Here is a 21,453-nt window from a genome sequence, read left to right as displayed (position 1 = left end):
TAAAAAGACATAACGACTAAAAAGGACTCACTATGAAACGCGCCGCCCAATTACAGCCTCTATCTCGCCAACATCACTTGGGTCTCAATATATCTCGCCATGCAAAAGAGTGCCCTGACAAACCTGAAGACATCAGTAAACATTGGCACAATCTCACTGCTTATCTTAATGATTTGCAAAGTCATTTTGAGATTGAAGATCATCTCATCGCCACTGCGCTACTGCCTTATAGTATCAGTCAGCCCGAAGTGGCCTCAGCGCTCACGACGCTCGACGAACAGCATAAGTCTCTACATGCTTTGATGGTTCAAACCCAAAACCCTGCAAACTCTCAAAGCCAGAATATCAGCGTCACCCAAGTCCAAAAACTCGCTACTTTGCTATACGACCATATTCGTTTTGAAGAGCGCGAACTGTTTCCTATTGCTGAGCGCTATCTGACAACAGCGGAATTAGATGCTATTTATACCGCCAGTCCTGATAGCGTCAAACGCCCAGATGAGAGCCGTTAAATCATAAAAGCTGTTTAGATAAAGAGTCAAAACTATCGTTGAACTGGCAGATAACCGGCGTCAGCGAAGTACTGTTGGCCAGCACTGGATTGCAGATAATGGGAGAAGTCAGTAGCGATAGGGCGCTTATTGAGCACTATGCCGTCTTGTAATATCGGCGGATAAGATGTCGGCGCTAAGGTATAGAACTGTTCAGGCTTAGCTTTGCTCGCGATCAGCTGAGCTTGCGCCACAAACCCATAATCGACACTGCCAGTATGCGCATATTGAAAGGCCTGGCCGATATTCTCAGCTTGTATTAGGCGTTTTTGTTCGAGCATAGCGTCGTAAATATTTTGGCTTTGCAGATAAGCTCTGGCAGAGTCGCCGTAAGGCGCTAGCTGCGGGTTGGCAATGGTGACCTTAGCAGATTTCGCTGTCAATAATTTATTGAGGGTAGCCGGATTAAGCTCGCTTAGAGAATGAACAACGCTATAGAGCGCTAGCTGACCTTGAGTGTAAGTGAATGGCTGAGTGCTATTTTGGCTAGTCGCCTTATCAATCGCTAGTGCTTCTGCGGCTAGTTTGGTAGGAAACTCTTGGTTAGCAGATAAAAATAGATCGTATGGCGCGCCTGAAGTGATTTGCGCATAGAGCTTACCTGAGGAGGCATAAGTGACCTCGATTTCTTGAGCTGGCAGATTATTATCGACTTTATAGCCTGCAATGACTTTAGGCAAGACGTCCGATAAGTTGGCAGCAGCAGCGATTCGTAGCGCTTGGGTCGATTCAGTGTTCTTTATAGCGCTATCTTTGCTACAAGCCGTGAGCGTAACTGCTAAGCAGAGTACCGTTATTACTATTGTTTTCATTGTCACTCTATCTTCTGATTATCCAATCGCAAGTGTACCTAACAGCCTTGAGTTTTGAAAACCCTATTTATTTTGTAAGAGATTAACCGTAGCATCTAATTGATTATGGTAATAATAATAATTATCATTTATAATGCCTTCTTGTTGAGGTTATTCTTATAACTGGCCTATAAAATATCACGAAATGAGCACTGTTAACTTAGCGAATTGATGGCTGCTGTTGCTCTGATTTCTCGCAAAACTCTCATCTTAACGTCACTGATACTTATAAGCCTTACATAACTTATAAAGCATAAGATGAATCACTCAAATACTATTTGATAAATCGTTATGACTGAAAAAACCAATAAAAAAACTTTTCCAAACCTTTATACAGGGACATTTATCGCTGTAATTGCGCTTCATGCTATTACAGGATGGGCACTTGCCAATGTAAAAACACCAGAAGTAGCTATCCCTGAGCTTGTAGAAGCACCGCCATTGGAAATTGAAATCATTAAACCTATTATCGAAAAACCTGAGGTTGTAGAAGTTCAGCCGCAAGCTGAACCAGTCATTGAACCAATCCCCGAGCCAAAAGCTGAACCAAAGTCTGAGCCAGTATCTACTGTAGCGCTGCGACCTGAGCCGGTACCGCAGGTTGAACCTGAAACCAAACCAGAACCTAAACCAAAAAGTAAAAAACCACTAAATACACAGCAACCTAAGCAAGAAGTGCAAGACAAAAGAGTAGTAGAACAAGAACGGCAGGCAATACTAAACGCGCAAAAACAAGCAGAACTCAAAGCCCAAGAAAGCGCAAGACTACAAGCGCAAGAACAAGAACGACTAGAAGCGCAAGAGCAAGCACGATTAAACGCGCAGGAAGAAGCGAGAATCAAAGCAGAAGAAGATAGGCGCAAGGCCGCCGAACAAGCGAGAATCAAAGCAGAGGAAGCAGCCAAGCGCAAAGCTGCAGAACAAGCAGCAAATAGTGAGCCTGTGAGTTTTACAGCGACTAGTGCCGATTGGGCGTCTACTCCACGCTTTAGTTTCCCTAACGATGCACGAGCTAAGCGTAGGACGCGTCCTGGTCAAAAGCTAGAAGTGGTATTGAGACTACGAGTAAATAAACAAGGCGCTATCGAAAGGGTTAACGTTGCCAAGTCGTCGGGTAATCCGTCAGTGGATCAAGCAGCGCAGCAGCAAGTGAGTCAAGGTAGGTTTAACCCTTTTAAGAAAAACGGCGCCGCTGTAGTCGGTAATGTCACTCTACCTATCGTCTATGAAGTACCGAGATAACGACACAATAGATTACAGCAAAAGACTTTACTTACCGTTTAAATATTAAGTATCAAAAACAAAGTATCAAAAACAATAAGGAGTCTACAATGGACTTTGCAAGCTACTGGCAATACAGCGATATGGTGACAAGAACTTTGTTTTTCTTGCTGTTAGCATTATCGGTACTCTCTTGGGTGACAGGTATTATCCGTATTATCCAAAGCCGAAAATTAGCAGCGACGGTTGCCGACGACTTAGCGCAGCAGATTCAGGCTAGCCGTGCTGAATTGGCAGCATCTGATAGTGCAAATCAGCGCTTAGTCACTGAGCAAACCCTGCTCAAACATATTGGCCGTTACCGTTTTGCCAGTGAGCGCGGATTACCAATCTTGGGCACCACGGCTGCCATCGCGCCGTTTATCGGGCTGTTTGGTACGGTGTGGGGTATCTTTCATGCCTTGCATAATATTGGTACAACCGGGCAGGCAGGTCTAGCACAAGTGGCAGGGCCAGTAGGGGAAGCCTTGATTATGACCGGTTTAGGTATCGCCGTTGCTATTCCAGCCGTGGTGTTTTATAACCTAGCTATCCGTATCAATCGCCGGGTGATGTACCATGCCAATGACAAAGCTCATGATCTACTAGCGCAGTCTACCCGCGATGCGCTACCAAAGACAGAGTCTACTCAAAGAGCTGTGACCAGTGAACGGGTTGATGCAACGACTTCTAATCACCAAGCACAGCCTCAATATCAACATTCAGTCAGCTCGCAATCAAAGGCGTCATCCTAGACTTGTATAAGTATTGACATAGGTACTGGCATAGACACTGAGAATAACAGATCTAAGAAGACAACTGAGAATAAGAGACAACTATGGCTTTTCAATTAGGTGATGATGACACGCAAAGTATGAATGAGATGAACCTCATTCCACTTATCGATGTCATGCTGGTATTGATGATTATCTTCTTATTAACAGCGACGGTACTTAATCCGACCGTACCGCTTAATCTGCCGCAGACCAGTGCTAAGATCAATGAGCCGCCAGTCGATCCCATTCAAATCAGTATTGATAAAGACGCAGGCCTATTTTGGGATGACAAGGCAATTAGTATGGATGAGCTTGAGACGCGTCTGCAGCAACAAGGGGTAGGCGGCAAAGATCCCTCTATTCAGCTGCGCGCCGATAAAGACAGCCGCTATGACAATGTCGCGCAAGTGCTTGCGGCAGCGAGCGGGGCAGGGCTGACTAAGATTGCTTTTGTTAATGAGTAGTCAGTCCAAAAAATAATAACAATAATAAGTATGATCAGCACTTTTCTCCAGGCCCTACTAGCGATATCGCTAGTAGGGTTTTTGTTGCCGAATAACTTTAGGCTCTAAAATTTATTATAGTAATGATTATCATTTACAAATGAGAATCTTTATTATATATTCTATCTGCTTTGTTACTCTATGTAGAGACAATAACGACTTATTAGTATCTCTATAGCCGCTATTTCCCTTTTCAAAACCAAATGAAGAGCCTTTTATGCCTAAACATCCTCACAAGAAACCTTTAGTCAAAGCGATACAGCTTAGTTTTTTAATGGGTATAAGTTATCAAGCTTATGCTGCGACTGACCTTATTGATATAAGTGATAACATTAGTGAACCTGAAACATCGACTCAAACCAATATGCCCAGTACCACACTAGAGGCGATCACCGTGTACGCAGACAGCTACCGTACGACCGGTACTAAGACTATGCTTGACCCTGATGATGCGCCAGTAACTTATACTCGTATCGATCAGGAGTTATTGCAAGAGCGGCAAGCTGACTCTGTTAATGCCGCGCTGCGTTATGAGCCTGGAGTAACTAGTGAAAGCCGAGGCACGGTGACGATATTTGATGAGTATAATATTAGAGGCTTTCAAACATATTCTAATTTTTATGATGGATTAAGGCTGCCGTATGACGGGACGTGGAACTTGATGCCGCAAGTTGATATTTATGCTACCGAGGCGGTAGAAGTCGTTAAAGGCTCAGCGTCCTCTCTGTATGGTTATGCGTCTGCCGGCGGTATTGTCAATCAAATCGCCAAAACTCCCAAGAGCACGGCTGCAAATGAAGTCAAATTGCGCGTCGGTAATCAAGACTTAAGGGAGCTGGCGCTAGATAGCACTGGACCACTAGCGAATAACCTAAACTATCGTATTGTAGCATTGGGGCGTAAAAAAGACGGTCAAATGCAGACCACAGAAGAGGAGCGTTTATTAATAAATCCTTCTATCGAGTGGCAAGCGAGCGATGATATCTCAGTATTAGCAAGTGTTTATTATCAAGACGATCCAAAAATGGTGCCATCGACGCCATTGCCAGCATTAGGTGCTAACTATCGTGCAAGCTATGGCAAGCTAGATAGCGATGCTTATGCAGGAGACAACTGGGTAGCGTTTAGTAAAGAAGTGCTCATGCCAAGTCTAACCGTCAACTGGGATGTCAGCGATAATTTACAGTTTAAGCATGTTCAGCGTTTTACCGACTCTGAAGCCAAGCAGCGTAATATTTATAATAGAGGGTTGGCTGCTGACACAGATAATATATTGATCCGTGATGCTTATACTACCAATGAGGAAATGAGCAACTGGTCGACTGACAATCAGCTCGCTTATCAGACTAGCCTTGGTGAGACTGAGCATAATCTGCTATTTGGTATCGACTATCAAACGACTGATAGCGAGGCACTCTACTATGATGCTGGAGTAGAGGGCACACCAACACTTGATTTGGGCCAACCTAATTTTGATCTGATTGATCCAAATACGCTACCTTTAGAGAACTACCGCCAATCTGATGATATCGATCTGCGCCAGCTTGGTTTTTATATACAAGACGAGATGCAGTGGCAAGATTTGACGGTGGTGGCAGGTCTGCGTCATGATGATTTCAAGAGTGAGAATAGACAAATAAAAGCCAGTCTAGGTGAAGTGTACAGTGATGAGACGATAATAAATGATGCCAATGAGACTAGTGGACGTATTGCGGCTATCTATAACTTTGCTAACGGTTTCTCACCTTATGCCAGCTACTCGCAGTCGTTTCAGCCGGTAACGGGCAGCAACTTTATTACCGGTGAAGCATTTGAGCCTACCAAAGCCGATCAAGTAGAGGTGGGACTAAAATACCTCTCATCTGATAATGCGACGCAGGCGGCGCTCGCCATATTCGATATCACGCAAGAAAACGTGGTCGTCAGTGACTTTGTCAATTATCTGAATCAAACTCAGACGGGAGAAATTGGCTCGCAAGGCTTCGAGATATCAGCCAATCACCTGGTTAATGACTGGATGGATATCGCAGCAAGCTACAGCTATACCGATGCTGAGATCAAAAAGGATGTAATTAACCCTGAGACTGTAGGTAATATGCCGGCGCAAATTGCTAAGCATAAAGCGACGCTATGGGCAGATTTTTATCCTAGTGAGAAGCTAACGCTCAATGCAGGCGTGCGTTATCAAGACGGTATGCAAATAGACCGGCTCAATACAGATGAGCTGCCAAGTGTGACTTTAGTGGATATAGGCGGTAGATATCAGCTCAATCCAACGTGGTCTCTAGGCGCGAATGTCAGTAATTTATTTGATAAAACCTACGTCGGTAATTGCTTTGATGTAAACAATTGCTGGATGGGGCCTGAACGTGAAATAAGTGTGAGTGCGACGGCTAAATTTTAAACTCTAAGTTTCAATATTTTGTTACTGCTACTAATAATAAACCCTGCTATTTATAAATAGCAGGGTTTTGTTGCTTTACGAATCATAAAAATAAAATCGTTAAAAAAATGTCTCTTAATCATGACGCCAATAGACTTTTACTACCATATCACTACGTTCTAAATTTAGTCTGTCTTTGAGCAGTTTGCGTAAGGCTTTGGCGGTTCCTGCTTCTAAAGCGCCCCAAACCTTATCAATACTTAGAGGCTGCTTGACTAAATAAGCGCCGAGATTATTATCGATAAGCGTTGCCAAATCAGCACCAGCATTAACTTGATTAGTAACTAAAGGCACAAGGGTAAAATCGCTTTTAACTTCATCAAAATAAGCTTGGTCACCTGCGTCTTGAGTGATACAAAGTACCAGCGGCGGCAATGGATTTTCCCAAAGCTCAAGCAGGCGCGCCACTGTCGGTATTGAAGTTTCATCGGCAATAAGTAACGCTTGTCCGTCTTGCAAATGCTCAATCTTTTCGGGGACTTCGCGCTTTATCAATACGGTATCGCCCGCTTGTAGCGACTCCGCCCAAAGTCCACCTGAGGTGTCGCCATGCAAAAACACATCGACCCACGCGTGTCTATCTGTATCGGTCTGCCATGCTTTTCTAAGCGTGTAATAGCAGTGTGGCCGCGGAGTCTTTATATTATCTCTCTTCTGACTATCTTGAATATTGTGCTCTAAATCAAACAAGTAAGCATAGCCTGGCTCATTAATGGGCATAGGGCTTGAATTGGATTGGTTAACGGCAGCAGTGTCAGTATCGTTATCCACATTTTGAGAAGTGCTGGAGTCAGGAAGGCTAAGCTCAAGGCGAAGCATGTTTTTGCTGACCATAGTGTTGCTGCGTACGCTAAACGCCTGCTTGGTCAGCTTAATGGTTTTTTTGCCGAGCTTTTTATCGACTCTTTGTTTGAGCAAAATATACTGAGTTTGTAAGTCCTCAAGCTGGGTAATAGAGGTGGTGAACGGAATAAAGAGCAGCTGATTCTGCGAAGATTGCTCTTGTGATTCAGTAGAGCGATTTTCTAAAGGTTTAGGTTGAGCTTGTAGAGCGAAGCCTTCGGCATAAATAGCGCTTAGCTGTAGGTTGAGCTTATCAAGCTCAGCTTTGGAGTGGTCAGTAACAACACTAGCAAACGCAATGAGCTCATCGAGATGCTCTTCGTTAAGATGAGTGATGATATCAGTCAGTTCAGGCACTTGTATCGGGGTGTACGGCTCTTGATAAGAACGGTTGTCTTTAGAGGCTGCAGAGGAATTAACCATAAAATACTCGCGTATAAAAATTACCAGTACGTTAATGATAATTGTTTTTGTTCGCATTTACGAGTAAAATCGGTTTTTATTGGTTTTGATGATGACTTTAAATAACCAAGCTAAATAACCAAGCTAAATAACCAAGCTAAATAACCAAGCTAAATAACCAAGCTGAGCAAACCTAGATAGGTATTATATTTTTCATTTATAACGAGTGCTTCTATGTTACGTGCTAATAATCTGACCATCAATCGCCAAGGCAATACTTTACTTGATAATGTGGAGTGCGAGATTGCCACCAAACAACTGGTTGCGCTAGTGGGGCATAACGGTTCGGGCAAGTCGACTTTGATTAAAGCCTTGGCAGGTGAGATGACAAGTAGCAGTGGAAGCGTGACCTTAGATGAACGTTCTATTAGCGATTACGGCAGTAAGGAGCTGGCGCAGCATATGGCTTATTTGCCGCAGCAACTGCCTGAAGCCGCTGGGTTTACGGTACGCGAGCTGGTGATGCTAGGACGTTATCCACATCAAAAGTGGCTGCAAAAGCCAAGCCAAGAAGATAAAGAGAAAGTAGCAGAGGCGCTAAGAGTCACCCAGACCGAAGCATTTGCTGAACGGATTACCGCGACCTTATCAGGGGGCGAGCGGGCACGGGCGTGGCTGGCAATGTGTTTGGCGCAAGATAGCCGCTACCTATTGCTCGATGAGCCGTTAGCGGCGCTCGATATGCACTATCAGCTTGAGGTTATTCAACTGATTCGGCGTCTAGTCGATGAGCAGGGTCTAGGCGTGGTCATTATCGTGCACGATATTAATCTCGCGGCGCAGTATGCCGACCGTATTATTGCCCTTAAAAGCAGCCGCGTTTGCCATAAAGGTGATATTGCCAGCACCATGCAACCTGATATTTTACGCAATATATTCAATGTCGAGATGCAACTGCTTAATCACCCTATTACTGGGCAGCCAGTTGCAGTGGCTTAAGTTTTATACGTTTTGCCTTTTATCTATCGCACTTATTTCTTCTGAACCCCTAATTAGATAGGCTGTTATGTTCTCTATTCTGCACGCTTCTCGACATACCAAACCTGCTAAATCCGTCCTAAAGCCTTTGTCTCTCCTAGTAGCTCTAGCCGTCAGCACCATGCTAAGCGCCTGTAATAATCAAGCACCAGAGCAAAACACTAAAATAACGGTGCAAACACAAACGTCTTTAGCAAGTAATAGCCCTAAAATAAATATTGCCTCGCCTGACTGGGGTAATGCCGCCACCTTAATAGCGATGGGTTATGCGCCTATTGCCACCGGTGATGTCAGAACCTGGCATAGATGGGTTGGCACGCCTGGGCTACCGCCTACTATTACTGATTTAGGTATTCGTTACATGCCCAATGCCGAGCTGGTCGCGCAGCTGCCCGTAGACCTAGTAGTGGATAATTTTTTTTATGAGCACGCGCGCAACCTGTATGGCGATGTGCCAGCTGAGTCTGTTATGTCTGCTGCGAAAGGTGATACCGCCGTTTGGGAAGATTATACCGAGCCGACACGCAAGCTTGGCGCGCTGATTGAAGATCCGCAGTTAGCTGAGGATTATATTGTCAAAAGTCGCCAAGATATCGCAGCTGCCAGTGAGCAATTACAGCGGCGCTATCCCGAGTTCAAAAAGTTTGCAGTGGTGCAGTTTGCCGATGCCAATAACCTGCGCATGTATGTCGCCAACAGTCTGTTTGAACCGGCGCTTGCGCAAATGGACAAAGAGCTTGTGGTGTTAGGCGAAGGCAATCAATGGGGATTTGTGCCGCTACGTATGGGGGATTTGGCGCAATTAGATGACGAGGTTTGCTTGTTAATCGTTGATCCCTTAAGTCCGATAACGCGGGCTGAGATTGAAGATAGCTTGATTTGGCAGCGTTTGGGCTACGGCGATACCCGCTGCATGGGCGAGCTACCGCCGGTATGGATATATGGCGGGATGTCGTCGCTGGTGAGCTTAGCGGATAATCTTGCAAACGTAACATTAAACGGCGGGGCTGCATCATGAATAGAACAACGTCGTGGCGGCTCTGGGTCGCACTTGCCCTACTTATGGTTTTATCCTTATGGAGTAGCTGGGCACTTATAGCGCAAGAGTGGACGCGGCCAATTGCTGATTTATTTATCCCAAGCTTGCAGCTTGATATTGCTAGTATGGCGACCCAGCTGCACCTTGTTGCCACCAGTATTGTGGCGCTATTGGCGGGCGGGCTGTTAGGCGTTGTCAGTATTTTGCTACAGCAATTGGTCAAAAACCCTTTAGCCTCTGACACCACCTTAGGCGTCGGTGTGGGAGCGCAATTAGCAATGCTGATTGTGACGCTATTTGTGCCCAGCCTTGCCATTTATAGCGGAGTTTACGTCGCCTTTGCCGGGGCGCTGATCAGTATGGGGTTAGTTTTTGCTTTAGCGGCGCCTAGTCGCTTTAACCCGCTGATTTTGATATTGGCAGGGCTCGTGGTCAATATCTTGCTTGCCGCTGTGGCGAACGTACTGGTGTTATTTTTTGCCGCGCGTAGCAACGGGATTTTGTCGTGGGCGGCTGGATTTTTGGCACAAAACAGCTGGCATACCAGTACTGTATTGGCTATCACTGCCGCCGTGATGGCGCTGGTGTGTCTGCCATTATTAAAGCCGCTAACGCTTATGAGCTTAGATGATGGACAAGCCAGACGTTTGGGTGTACCGATTAATGGCATTCGCGCGTTAGTGGTACTGGTTGTGGCAATAGTGACCGCCTTGGTGATTAGTGAAGTGGGGCTGATTAGCTTTATTGGCCTTGGTGCGGCAAGTCTTGTCAATGCACTGGGTATATCGTCAATCGCTAAGCGTTTAATTGCCGCCTTTGGTCTAGGGGCGCTACTATTATGGCTCACCAGTAATGTGTCTTTGCTGCTTGAGCCGATATTTAATATGCAAATTCCAGCGGGCGCGATGACGGGTATATTGGGCGCGCCCTTGATTATCTGGTTGATACTGCGTCAGCGCCACGAGCGTATAGAGACGGTGACACCGATGCTCGCAGGCACGCGCAAACCAGTGGCGTATGGGCGCTGGGCAGCAGGTGTGGCTATTATCATCATGCTGGCATGCCTTTTCGTGCAAGATATCAGCGGCTGGGGGCTGAGCACCGATTGGGTATTAACCGCGCAACACCGCCTTCCGCGTAGCTTAAGCGCGGCGGCAACGGGTCTGATGCTGGCTGTCGCAGGCGTCCTGTTACAAACGTTGACGCGTAACCCAATGGCAAGTCCTGAAGTACTCGGGGTCAGCTCGGGGGCGGCGCTCGGCGTTATCTTAGGGTTTTTACTCTTACCTATGCTTGGAGTAGCGGCGGGCGCAGGCACGTTACTGCTTTCAGGATTGTCAGGAGCGATAGCGGTGCTACTCCTCGTGATTTGGCTGGCGCGCAAGGTCAGCTCCGGCTATCTACTGCTCGTTGGTATCGGTATTGCGGCGATGATGGACGGGGTTATGCATATGGTTAAGCTTTCCGGGGACCCGCGTCTGGAAGCAATGCTCAGCTGGTTATCAGGCACGACTTATAGCGCCCAACCGAGTACCGTTTGGTATCTGATTGCTATTGCGCTGATTTTATTTGCCTTCAGTTTGCTGATTATTAAGCCGTTACGCGTATTAGGCCTTGGCACAGGCGTCGCTCGTAATCTCGGCGTCGCGGTGACGCCTGTAACTCTTGCGCTACTGGTACTGGTGGCCGCGCTGAGTACCGCCAGCACCCTAGCAGTCGGACCGCTGAGTTTCATTGGCCTGATGGTACCACATTTAGCAACGTCGCTTGGCGCGGTAAAGCTTGAGCGCCAACTGCCGCTAGCGGCTCTATTAGGCGCTGGGGTAATGGTGATAGCCGACTGGATTGGCCGCTATGTTATCTTCCCTTATGAGCTACCTGCAGGTACGGTGGCTGCCATCATTGGCGGCGCGTATTTTTTATGGCTGATTCGTAAAGTGCCTGCTAGTCACTAGTAGGCAATTAATACCCCTGTACTTTTATAGTTGCCCGTTGTTTTTAAGTGGTTCTTAGGAGTGATTTTTTGTCTTATCCTTCTGCAAAGTCTCTATCTGTGCATGCCAATGACGCCTCTGAGCTTACCTTGTGGCAATTGCTATGGCGTCAACAGCGTAAAGCATTATTAACCGTAGTGGCCCTTAACTTGTTGACAGCCGCTGTTGGCATTGGCGTGATTGCTTTTATCAATAGCTACTTTTTAGCCGCTAATCCTGATACAAGCGCTTTAGTAGCCGGAGTGTCAGGCTTTGATGACCGCGCTTGGATGTATACGTCCGCTTTTTTTGCTTTGATAATTTTGCAATTACTGACTACCTTTATCTCTCAGTTCGCTTTGACCAAACTGGGTCATCGCTTTGTGTATAATTTGCGTCGTCAATTGCTCAAGCGTATTTTAGATACCGATCATGCCCAGCTTGAGAAAGTAGGTAGCGCTAAATTGCTCGCCAGTTTGTCGGATGATATCTTGAACATCACTAGCGCTTTTGTACGCTTGCCACAACTGGTACAAGGCACAGTATTAACATTAGCGGCTATCGTTTACTTATCTTGGATGTCCATTCCGTTGACCATCGTTATGCTGCTATGGCTGACGTTTGTTATTGTGGTCGGCATGCTATTGGTTAATAGGGTCTATGCAAACTTATTACAGATTCGTGGTTTGCAAGATGATCTATACCAAGATTATGAAACGGCTATATATGGGCATAAAGAGCTCATGCTCAATCGTCATCGCAGTCGTCAGTTTTATGAGACAAAGTTCGATCGTCATGCTGATGACTATCGTCAAAAAATTGTTTTATCCGATACCTACCATCTGTCGGCACTGAATTGGTCAAACATTATGATGTTTGCCGCGATAGGTATTTTATTTATATTGGCGACTGCCTTTAATTGGGCCAATCAAGCTACCGTCACCTCATTCGCATTAACCTTATTATTTATTCAATCGCCTCTACTAGCAGCAGTTGGCGCTTATCCGACGTTACAGACGGCCAATGTCGCACTTAATAAAACTGTCTCCCTAAATTTGGCAGCATATCGGGCTGATTTTGCTACCAGCGATATGGATAGGCTGTCAAATTGGCAACGTATCGAGTTGAAAAGGGTTGGGTATCATTATCCTACTGCTGAATCTGCTACAGCAGAGAATAATCCAATTGTTGGCAGTAATATTAATGACGAAACAAGAGTGCTTAACGCTGATAAGTCTGATTATGTCGCGCAGGGATTTGGTCTCTATGATATTAACTTGACTTTAAACCGCGGCGAGGTGGTGTTTTTAATCGGCGCTAATGGCAGTGGTAAATCGACCTTAGCCAAATTACTAGTAGGCTTGTATCAACCTAATAAAGGTCAAGTCCTGCTCGATGGACAAGTATTGACAGAGGATGATTATAACGACTATCAGCAGCACTTTGCCGCCATCTTTGGTGATGGCTATTTATTTGACTGGCTACAAGGAAGAGGGGATAGCTTGCCTGATAACGCTGTGGTTGAGGATTGGTTAGCACGACTACAGCTTACTGATAAGCTCTCGATTATAGAAGGGAGGTTGTCAACTACTAACCTGTCGCAAGGACAGCGCAAAAGACTGGCCTTGTTACTTGTCATCGCAGAAAGTAAGCCCATCCTTCTACTTGATGAGTGGGCAGCAGACCAAGATCCTATCTATCGTCAGACTTTTTATGAGCAAATCATCCCAAGTCTCAAACAGATGGGCAAGACCTTGTTTATTATTAGCCACGATGATCGCTACTTTAAGCATGCTGATCGTTTACTACAAATGCATAATGGCAAACTTGTTGAACTCGATAGCAATGAGCGTCTGCACGCCAGCCAAGATGCAGTAGCGCATCTGCATTCACTATAGTTTAATCGTAGTGAAGAAATGAGCCAAAAGAAAACTAACCAAGATTATAATTTGGAGTAAATAAATATAGAAATGTAAATAATTATCATTTACAATATCATTCACAAAAATAGTACGATCTGTATCAGAACCTAAATAAAGCCTATTCCACTATTATTTGACGAAGTGAACTCCTATGCAACACCATTATCCCCTAGCTTTATCCTTGCTTACACTTTGTATCAGTCAACAACTCTATGCTGCACAGGTTGATGTTAATGCTTCAACACCAAATACTTTAGCCACAGAATCTGTAAACGCTACCGTCGTTGATGAGCCAAGCGTCACTTTAGATACTATTACAGTCAGTGCCAACGCCAGAACAGGAACCGCTTTGGCACAAAAAATTAGCGAGATGCCAGCGGTCACGCAAGTGATTAGTGAAAAAGAGATTGAGAGACAGGCTACGGGGGATCGTACCCTTGGTGATATTTTAGCGCAGCTCGTACCAAGCTTAGGCGTTAGTAGTGGTTCAACCAGTAATTATGGCACGACGATGCATGGTCGTCCGGTACAGTTTTTACTCAACGGAGTACCGCTATCAGGGTCGCGCAGCTTATCACGTGAGCTTAATAGTATTGACCCCGCTCAGCTTGAGCGGGTGGAGGTGCTCTCAGGAGCGACAAGTATTTATGGTGCGGGCGCGGCAGGCGGGCTTATCAATCTAGTCACTAAATCTATGCTGGGTTATGGACCGCTGAGACAAACGCGTATCGGCGTGAGTGCCAGTCGTGAATTTGAGTCCGACTCGCTTGGCTATCATGTTGGACAAACCTTAGGTTATGGCGGCGAGCGGGTTTATGGGCGCTTAGATGTGGACTATGATAGTAAAGGCGGTAAGTTTGATAGCCACAATCGCCGTATCAGCCCTGATGTCAACCAAACGGACCAGCAAGATACTGAGGCCTTGAGTGTCAATGCCAGCTTAGGTATGGCGCTGACGGATACACAAACCGTTGATCTAGCCGTTACTTACTATAACGATGAGCAAGATACTGACTATGGTCCAGACTACGGTAGTAATTTGCAAGTTTTGCTTGCGCCAAATGCTGCGCCGCCATCACTACGAGCCATTGATGGCGCTGATATCCAGCACGAGCCTTATACCACCAAGACCTCAGTGAATCTAAATTATAATAACAGTGATGTTTTAGGCTCAAATCTGAGCATTACCGGCTACTACCGCGATGAAAAAGGACGCTTTTATCCTTCAGGCAAAGATTTTACCGATCAAGCGGGCGAAGTCTGGGTGGCTAATGGTCTTACCGATGAGAGTACGCTAAGACAATTACTGGGCGGGGCAGTCGTTGTTACCCAGTCAGAAGCGGATATCGAGGTGATGGGGCTGCGCGCGGCGATACAAACCGAAGCAGAGATTAAAGGCAAGCAAACCCTATTTAGTTATGGCGCTGATTTTGAGCGTGAAGAGAGCGAGCAAACCTACTACGGGCAGGATTTAAATACATTTATCGCTAGTAATGGTCTTACTTCACGTAACAGCGGCACCACTTATAACGGTGGGCCGGAAACCACTATCGATAAGTGGGGCGTGTTTGCTAATGCTGATGTCGATGTGACTGATAAATGGCATGCTAGCGCCGGCGTGCGTTATCAAAAGCTTAGAGCCGATACTGATGGGTTTATACCTATTTATGAGCAGCTACTAGAGGACTATTTTAATGATCCGCGCATCAGCCCAGTAGGCGATGCTTACGGTATTGACTATCAAGCTGGCCGCGTAGAAGATGGCGATACTGACCACGATAAAACCCTATTTAACCTTGGCACCAGCTATCAGCTTACGCCAAACGACCAAGTATTTGCTAATTTCTCGCAAGGTTTTACCACTGCTGATGTTCAGCGCGCGCTACGGGATGTACGCGCAGGATTTGTGGTAGATTCAAGTAACGTCCAACCGATTGAGATTAATAACTACGAGCTGGGCTGGCAGGGCAAGCGCGGCGATACTGCCGGAAAGCTAAGCGCCTTTTATAACGACTCGGATAAGACCGTACGCTTTACCGACGATTATACGGTAGAGGTCGTCGATACTGACGAGCGCGTGTACGGCGTTGAGGGATCGTTAGTGCAGGAGATTAGCGATCAATGGCAAGTGGGCGGCAGTATTGCTTATACTCGCGGTCAGTATAAAAACGATGGCGATTGGCTTGAGCTGGATGCTGTGCGCATAACGCCGCTAAAAGGCACAGCGTTTGCGCAATATAACTTTGATGGTGGTAGCAATATTCGCCTGCAAGCGCTCGCCATTGGCGGCGACGATGAAGCTTTTAAAGACCAACAACAAGATCCAAATGCCAGTGCTCAGCCTGTGAAAGGTTATGCCACTTTTGATCTGTTGGGTCAGGTACAAATGCCTGTCGGTAAAGTAGGATACGGTATTTATAACCTGCTAAATAAAGATTATAAAACGGTCTATCACCAAAGCACTTATGGCGATCTAAACCGTCTGCCCGCCTCAGGCACGACTTACGGCTTGAGCTATACACTTGACTATTAAGAGGCTTACAATCTCAATATTTTGTAGTCATAAACTACAGTAAAAAGACTTCTAATAGCGAAAAAAAAGCCCTTTAAACATAGCTTAAAGGGCTTTCACTTTATATATATTGATTACCTAAAGTCACTATAGCAAGATTAAAACCTGTGAGTATAGCCAACCGTATACGTACGTCCCAACCCTTTATAATCAAAAGCAGAGGCGGGTGCCGCTTGACCATAAAACACCTGTGCTTGTTGGCCCCAGATAGTGGTATATTCTTTGTCTAGTAAATTTTGCACGCCGATACTAAAGTCGCCTGAAGGTAAGTAATAGGTATAATCTAGATCAACGGTTGTATAGCCATCAAGCTCTTGGGTGCTGTCGGTGCTCGCATTATAGCCTGAAACATCGCGCATCATATTGGCTTGTAGTTTTACGGACTGACTCTCATCCTCCCAGCGTGTCCATAGCGCATATTTGCTAGGGCTGGTGTCGGTGACGACGGTATCTTTATAATCGCCATCGACCTCAGTTTCACTTTCGATCCAATGTCCTAGTCCGCCTACACTGACGTTATCATTGATGAAGTAATCGCCTTTTAGCTCAATACCGTATACGCGCTTTTTGTCATCGCTTTGTGTGATTAACAGCGTTTGGCGGTCGTAATCGATACTACCATCAGACACACTATAATAGCCGGTTAATTGGCCTGCAAAATTGGTGGTATTAAACGAAGTACCTAGCTCATAACTGTCCGTCTTAATACCCTCAAGCTTAGTGCCTGAGACATTAGAGCCATTGACTAGCTCATAGTAGTTATCAGCATTTTTAACGTACTGCCCTTGACCATAAAACTTGGCAGGATCGGGCAGCTCAAAACCTTGCGAGAAGTTCGCAAAATAGCGACGGTTACTCGTCGGCTTATAATTTAGCCCAACATTAAATAAGCTAACCTTGTAGTCATTACTGCCGCCCGGTATCGCATCACCACCAGCGGCCAGGCCCAAAGCGGTCTCAGTCTGCACTCTATCAGCGACAAAATCGTCGATTTCATTATCCAGACGCTGATAGCGATAGCCTGCCGTGGCAGTAAGCGCATCGTTAAAGTCATAATCACCTTGTAAAAACCCAGCTATAGAATCGACTTGAGTTCCTGGGTAGCGTCCGACTATCGCCAGCTCATCGTTGACTAAGCCACCTGTCGCTACACTGGTACGCGGGTCAAAGATCATCTTATTACTCTCAAGATCATCTCGATAGCCATCGATACCGTAAGTTAATTTTAGCTTGTCTGTCCAGTCTTTAGATAGCGCCAAACGAGCTGAGGTCACATCAGTAGATTGCTCAGAGGCGGCAAAGTATCTACCGTAATAAAACGGGATAAAACTAAGCTCTTCTGTACGATGGGAGAGCTGCGCGTAGACATCATGACCGAATAGATCTTGGTGATGATAATTAGCATTGTACTGCTGACGCTTAGTTTCGGCTTGGCGATCGCTTTCAAAGCCATCGCTCACTGTAATATTTAGAGGGGCACCTTGGAGAGCCTCAGCCAAATTAAACTTAAGACCATTATCTGTATCTTGCTCGCTATTATAATACTGCGCTGATACATCGAGCGTTTGGTTATTATCGATCTGCCATTGAGTGCTGGCGAGCACATCGACGGTTTCGTTATCTTGCAAAGAGCCTTGGGTAATATCAGGGACGATAAGCCGCCCTTTGCCATCAAAAAAAGAGCCTGTTTGCTCATAAGTTACCGCTAGATTACCTGTTAGCTCCTCTGTACCGCCACCGATGGAAACATGGCCTTTATAGGAGATATCATCTTCGTCTTGAAAGCCTGAGGTCGCCTGAATCGCTGTGTTAATTTGCGGCGCACCGGCTTGCCCTTTTTTGGTTTTGATATTAATGATACCGCCTGTGGCTCCGCCGCCATACACTGCTGATGCGCCAGATAGCACCTCAATACTGGCAATGTTTTCCATACTAATAGAATCAAGATAACGGCTAATGGCTCGTGACGAATTGAGCGATACACCATCAATCATCACTTGCATATCGCGCCCGCGTAGATTCTGCCCAGCGTTAGTACGGCCGCCGCTACCAAAATCTAAAGAGGGCACTTGCTGAGCAATAAAATCACCTAAACGCTTACCAGTACGTGCCGCTTCGTTCACTTGAGCCTCATCGATATACCACACTGTCGCTGGAATATCAGAGATAGCTGTTGGCGTTTGATTGGCGACGACCACAATAGGGTCTAATGTCGTACTAGGCTCGTCTGTTAGGGTCTGCTGCATACTAGTAGTATTCGGTGGCGTCACTGTCTCTGCTACAGCCGGAGTGAGCTGGAGCAAAGCGCCAGTAGCAACATATAATGGGAGCTTTTTGGTACGAGAGGGCGCTAGGATAGCGCGTTTGAGTCTAGTATAAGAAGGTTTACAGCTAAGTAAAGCAGCGGAATTGTCAGCTAAAAACATAGAGTGTCCAATATAAATGATGAGAATTGTAAACGATAATGGTTACCGTTAATAATACTATTATCATTACATTAAGTATATAGACAATGACATTTTTTATGAATTGAGGATGTAGATGATATTGAAAATATGAGTTGTCTATAATGATATGATTTTTCCATTCATGCGTCTGATTCATATCATTAATGCACCGGTTTGGTACTGATACCGCCGCTATCAGATTATTCGGCAGCAAAAGCGTAGTAGAGAAAAGGAGATAATAACCTTTGTATAGTGATTAATATGGGAATTGGCGTTGACGTTTTGCGAGCGATCCTATAAGATTCATTTAAAATGAATCTTATAGTAGTATTCATTTTTTAATCCTCAATGCGCAATCCACTAAGGATATATAATGGCTTCACCAAAAACTATAGAAATTGTAACCGCAACCGTTCCTGTCCTCGAAGAGCATGGCACTGCTATCACTACGGTGTTCTATCAAAACATGTTTAATGAGCATCCAGAGCTCTTAGATATCTTTAACGAGACCAATCAAAAGCTAGGTCGGCAACAGACGGCGTTGGCAACTACGGTTCTAGCGGCCGCAAAGCATCTCGAAAAATTAGAGACGCTGCTACCACAAGTGACCCAAATCAGTCATAAACATCGCGCCCTACAAATCCTGCCTGAGCATTATCCTATCGTCGGCGAGCACTTAATCGGCGCGATAAAAGAGGTGCTCGGGGAGGCTGCCAACGACGATATTATTGACGCTTGGACTGAGGCGTATGATGAGATTGCAGATGTTTTTATTCAGCTCGAAAAAAACATGTATGAGCAAGAGATGTGGGAAGGGTTTGCAGCATTTAAAGTCGTCGAAAAGAGCGCTGCAGCTACTGACATCGCCGCCTTCACTGTCGTTCCGGTTAATGATGATACAGAAAATAACGAGCAATCGATCGATCTAAGCAAATTGAACCTAACTGCTGGTCAATACATCACCGTAAAAACCGACCCAAAAGATAGTGATCATGTTGCACTACGTCATTACTCTTTATATTCAACCCGTACTGATAAAGGCATCCAGTTTGCGGTAAGACGCGACAATCGCAATGAGCATTATGGTTTGGTCTCCAATCATTTACATGATGAGGTGGAGGTTGGCGATACTATTTTATTGTCCGCGCCTGCAGGCGACTTTGCGCTGAACCAGGAGCTAAGACAGCAAAACGACATCCCTCTGGTATTGATGAGTGCTGGCGTTGGCGTCACGCCCATCCTGTCTATGCTGGAGACGCAAGTGAAGGTCAATCCAAAGCGGCCTATTATTTGGGTTTATGCTTGTCAAAATCAGACGCATCATGCGTTCGAGACGCAGGTCGATGAGCTATTAGCAGCGGCTGAAAACGTTGAAAAGCATATTTTTTATTTTGACTCTAACCAAATACTAAATGAGGCGTGGCTTGCTAAGTTACCACAGCCTGCTGATATTTATGTCTGTGGCTCAATGCCGTTTATGGAGAGTATGATCGATGGACTGATGGCGCTCGACCATGGCGTAGATAGTGTTCATTATGAGCCGTTCGGTCCTAAAATGAGCTTAGAGCTGTCTTGATTTTGTCATAATTTGAAAAGCCTGCGATTTCTTTTGGGATAGTATTGCCAAAAGAGTGGGGCAATAAAGACCAATGATATATTGGCATAAGTAGCTTTAGTAGTCTTTATAAATGCTACTAAAGCTAGAGACTAACTAGTTAGGTACTTAGCGTAAAGAATTGGTCTACTATTTTAAAAAGTCAGGATTCATATAAGCAGGATTGGGATAGGTATAAAACCCTTCGCCAGTTGCCGCGCCTAATTTATTTTGATCAATCAGCTGCTCTTTTAGGTACTTAACCGCCTTAAACCTTACAGGGCTTTGAGTCCTCTCAGCAGACATTTTAGTGATGTTGTAAGCGGTGTTAATCCCTATAGTATCTAAGATACCAAACGGCCCTACTGGCGCGCCTGTCACTATCATCCACGTCTTATCAATAGTATGTGGATCGGCCACTTCTTTGGCGAGTAGTTGCAAGCCTGCGTCTATAAAAGGCGCTAATAAACTATTCATAATATAGCCGGGTTGCTCTTTGTATAGCGGCATCGGTACCATACCTATTGCCGCTGCAAAGGCTACGACTTCATCAAATACTTTAGGATCGGTTCCAGGATGTCCCATGATTTCAGCGACGTTATGCATCCAGATTTTATTAGCAAAATGCAGCGCTAAAAACTGAGCAGGACGCCCCGTTGATTCAGCGAACTGGCTCGGCAGTAAGGTTGAGGTGTTGGTTGCAAATATCGTTTTCTCTGGAGCAAGTTTAGCCAATTTTTCATAAAACTCGATTTTAATCTCTGGAATCTCAGGAATAGCTTCAATCATTAAATCAGCGTCTTTGACCGCTTCTGCAAGATCTGAGGTGTAGCTCAGATTGTCAAAAGCTGTATCCAACTGCTCTTGGGTCGCTCTCAGGTCTTTTCTAAAAGCTTTGCACATCCACTCAAACTTTGACTTAGCTTGCTGTAGAACCTCATCACTGATGTCATAAACCGTGACATTAAAGCCATGATATGCAGCTTGAAAGGCAATTTGGTAGCCTAGGACGCCGCTTCCTGCGACAGTTACATTCTTATACGTCATAATGACTCCTTGAAATAATGACTATGATTTTAGAGTTATTATATAGACAAGTTTATGTAGCATACACAAAAAAATCCCCAGTCGTTAAACTGGGGATTTCGAATCTGGTAGGCGTATCTAGATTCGAACTAGCGACCTCTACTATATCAAAGAAAGTAGGTCAACGAACTGCCATAAATCACTATTAACCTG

15 protein-coding genes are annotated in these 21,453 nt (G+C 45.3%); 11 read left to right on the top strand and 4 right to left on the bottom strand.

Translation table 11 applies throughout. The features are described 5' to 3' along the window. Positions 1–32: 32 nt before the first annotated feature. Positions 33–512: a hemerythrin domain-containing protein gene (locus ACS8E3_RS11835; protein ID WP_439244433.1), complete on the top strand. Its 480-nt coding sequence runs from the start codon at positions 33–35 to the stop codon at positions 510–512. Positions 513–544: 32 nt separating this feature from the next. Here the strand turns inward: ACS8E3_RS11835 and modA are convergent, their stop codons facing one another. Continuing rightward, positions 545–1,363, bottom strand: coding sequence for a molybdate ABC transporter substrate-binding protein (gene modA / locus ACS8E3_RS11830; protein WP_439244432.1), 819 nt, complete (start codon positions 1,361–1,363; stop codon positions 545–547). A 330-nt stretch (positions 1,364–1,693) separates the two neighbouring features. Between modA and ACS8E3_RS11825 the strand changes: the two genes are divergently transcribed. The 4 genes from ACS8E3_RS11825 to ACS8E3_RS11810 all read left to right on the top strand — a co-directional run bounded on the left by ACS8E3_RS11825 (position 1,694) and on the right by ACS8E3_RS11810 (position 6,345). After that, the gene (locus ACS8E3_RS11825; RefSeq protein WP_439244431.1) at positions 1,694–2,644 is read left to right on the top strand and encodes an energy transducer TonB; all 951 of its coding nucleotides are present in this window, start codon (positions 1,694–1,696) and stop codon (positions 2,642–2,644) included. A gap of 89 nt (positions 2,645–2,733) precedes the next feature. Further along, positions 2,734–3,417, top strand: coding sequence for a MotA/TolQ/ExbB proton channel family protein (locus ACS8E3_RS11820; RefSeq protein ID WP_439244429.1), 684 nt, complete (start codon positions 2,734–2,736; stop codon positions 3,415–3,417). A gap of 83 nt (positions 3,418–3,500) precedes the next feature. Continuing rightward, positions 3,501–3,902, top strand: a complete 402-nt coding sequence (locus ACS8E3_RS11815; RefSeq protein ID WP_439244426.1) for an ExbD/TolR family protein — start codon at positions 3,501–3,503, stop codon at positions 3,900–3,902. A 256-nt stretch (positions 3,903–4,158) separates the two neighbouring features. Next, positions 4,159–6,345: a TonB-dependent siderophore receptor gene (locus ACS8E3_RS11810; protein WP_439244424.1), complete on the top strand. Its 2,187-nt coding sequence runs from the start codon at positions 4,159–4,161 to the stop codon at positions 6,343–6,345. A gap of 114 nt (positions 6,346–6,459) precedes the next feature. Here the strand turns inward: ACS8E3_RS11810 and ACS8E3_RS11805 are convergent, their stop codons facing one another. Further along, positions 6,460–7,650: an SIP domain-containing protein gene (locus ACS8E3_RS11805; RefSeq protein ID WP_439244422.1), complete on the bottom strand. Its 1,191-nt coding sequence runs from the start codon at positions 7,648–7,650 to the stop codon at positions 6,460–6,462. A 213-nt stretch (positions 7,651–7,863) separates the two neighbouring features. Between ACS8E3_RS11805 and ACS8E3_RS11800 the strand changes: the two genes are divergently transcribed. The 5 genes from ACS8E3_RS11800 (at position 7,864) to ACS8E3_RS11780 (ending at position 16,134) form a co-directional block, all read left to right on the top strand. After that, a complete protein-coding gene (locus tag ACS8E3_RS11800) occupies positions 7,864–8,628 on the top strand; it encodes an ABC transporter ATP-binding protein (protein WP_439244420.1) in 765 nt (254 codons plus the stop codon). A gap of 67 nt (positions 8,629–8,695) precedes the next feature. Next, positions 8,696–9,685: a TroA family protein gene (locus tag ACS8E3_RS11795; RefSeq protein WP_439244419.1), complete on the top strand. Its 990-nt coding sequence runs from the start codon at positions 8,696–8,698 to the stop codon at positions 9,683–9,685. Next, entirely contained in the window at positions 9,682–11,661 is a 1,980-nt protein-coding gene (gene fhuB / locus ACS8E3_RS11790; RefSeq protein ID WP_439244417.1) for a Fe(3+)-hydroxamate ABC transporter permease FhuB, read from the top strand. Before ACS8E3_RS11795 ends, fhuB begins: the two co-directional genes overlap by 4 nt. 68 nt (positions 11,662–11,729) lie before the next feature. Continuing rightward, positions 11,730–13,577 carry a multidrug ABC transporter permease/ATP-binding protein gene (locus tag ACS8E3_RS11785; RefSeq protein ID WP_439244415.1) on the top strand — a complete coding sequence of 616 codons (1,848 nt, stop codon included), beginning with the start codon at positions 11,730–11,732 and terminating at the stop codon, positions 13,575–13,577. Between the two features lie 175 nt (positions 13,578–13,752). Further along, complete coding sequence (locus tag ACS8E3_RS11780; RefSeq protein WP_439244413.1) at positions 13,753–16,134, top strand: TonB-dependent receptor; 2,382 nt, start codon at positions 13,753–13,755, stop codon at positions 16,132–16,134. Between the two features lie 137 nt (positions 16,135–16,271). On the opposite strand, the gene ACS8E3_RS11775 is transcribed toward ACS8E3_RS11780, so the two are convergent. Beyond that, positions 16,272–18,599: a TonB-dependent receptor gene (locus ACS8E3_RS11775; protein ID WP_439244412.1), complete on the bottom strand. Its 2,328-nt coding sequence runs from the start codon at positions 18,597–18,599 to the stop codon at positions 16,272–16,274. A gap of 394 nt (positions 18,600–18,993) precedes the next feature. On the opposite strand from ACS8E3_RS11775, the gene ACS8E3_RS11770 reads away from it, so the two are divergent. Further along, the gene (locus ACS8E3_RS11770) at positions 18,994–20,196 is read left to right on the top strand and encodes a globin domain-containing protein (RefSeq protein ID WP_439244410.1); all 1,203 of its coding nucleotides are present in this window, start codon (positions 18,994–18,996) and stop codon (positions 20,194–20,196) included. A gap of 168 nt (positions 20,197–20,364) precedes the next feature. Here the strand turns inward: ACS8E3_RS11770 and ACS8E3_RS11765 are convergent, their stop codons facing one another. Next, positions 20,365–21,261: a 3-hydroxyacyl-CoA dehydrogenase gene (locus ACS8E3_RS11765; protein WP_439244408.1), complete on the bottom strand. Its 897-nt coding sequence runs from the start codon at positions 21,259–21,261 to the stop codon at positions 20,365–20,367. Positions 21,262–21,453: the final 192 nt, after the last annotated feature.

It is taken from the genome of Psychrobacter sp. 2Y5 (assembly GCF_051847375.1).
In the GTDB taxonomy this organism is placed as follows: Bacteria; Pseudomonadota; Gammaproteobacteria; order Pseudomonadales; family Moraxellaceae; genus Psychrobacter.
Note: the sequence above shows the minus strand (reverse complement) of the source record. Positions and strands in the feature narration are given on the sequence as shown.

Coding starts and splice junctions, on each gene's coding strand:
- ACS8E3_RS11835 (WP_439244433.1), top strand. CDS start 33: ATGAAACGCGCCGCCCAATTACAGCCTCTATCTCGCCAACATCACTTG.
- modA (WP_439244432.1), bottom strand. CDS start 1,363: ATGAAAACAATAGTAATAACGGTACTCTGCTTAGCAGTTACGCTCACG.
- ACS8E3_RS11825 (WP_439244431.1), top strand. CDS start 1,694: ATGACTGAAAAAACCAATAAAAAAACTTTTCCAAACCTTTATACAGGG.
- ACS8E3_RS11820 (WP_439244429.1), top strand. CDS start 2,734: ATGGACTTTGCAAGCTACTGGCAATACAGCGATATGGTGACAAGAACT.
- ACS8E3_RS11815 (WP_439244426.1), top strand. CDS start 3,501: ATGGCTTTTCAATTAGGTGATGATGACACGCAAAGTATGAATGAGATG.
- ACS8E3_RS11810 (WP_439244424.1), top strand. CDS start 4,159: ATGCCTAAACATCCTCACAAGAAACCTTTAGTCAAAGCGATACAGCTT.
- ACS8E3_RS11805 (WP_439244422.1), bottom strand. CDS start 7,650: ATGGTTAATTCCTCTGCAGCCTCTAAAGACAACCGTTCTTATCAAGAG.
- ACS8E3_RS11800 (WP_439244420.1), top strand. CDS start 7,864: ATGTTACGTGCTAATAATCTGACCATCAATCGCCAAGGCAATACTTTA.
- ACS8E3_RS11795 (WP_439244419.1), top strand. CDS start 8,696: ATGTTCTCTATTCTGCACGCTTCTCGACATACCAAACCTGCTAAATCC.
- fhuB (WP_439244417.1), top strand. CDS start 9,682: ATGAATAGAACAACGTCGTGGCGGCTCTGGGTCGCACTTGCCCTACTT.
- ACS8E3_RS11780 (WP_439244413.1), top strand. CDS start 13,753: ATGCAACACCATTATCCCCTAGCTTTATCCTTGCTTACACTTTGTATC.
- ACS8E3_RS11775 (WP_439244412.1), bottom strand. CDS start 18,599: ATGTTTTTAGCTGACAATTCCGCTGCTTTACTTAGCTGTAAACCTTCT.
- ACS8E3_RS11770 (WP_439244410.1), top strand. CDS start 18,994: ATGGCTTCACCAAAAACTATAGAAATTGTAACCGCAACCGTTCCTGTC.
- ACS8E3_RS11765 (WP_439244408.1), bottom strand. CDS start 21,261: ATGACGTATAAGAATGTAACTGTCGCAGGAAGCGGCGTCCTAGGCTAC.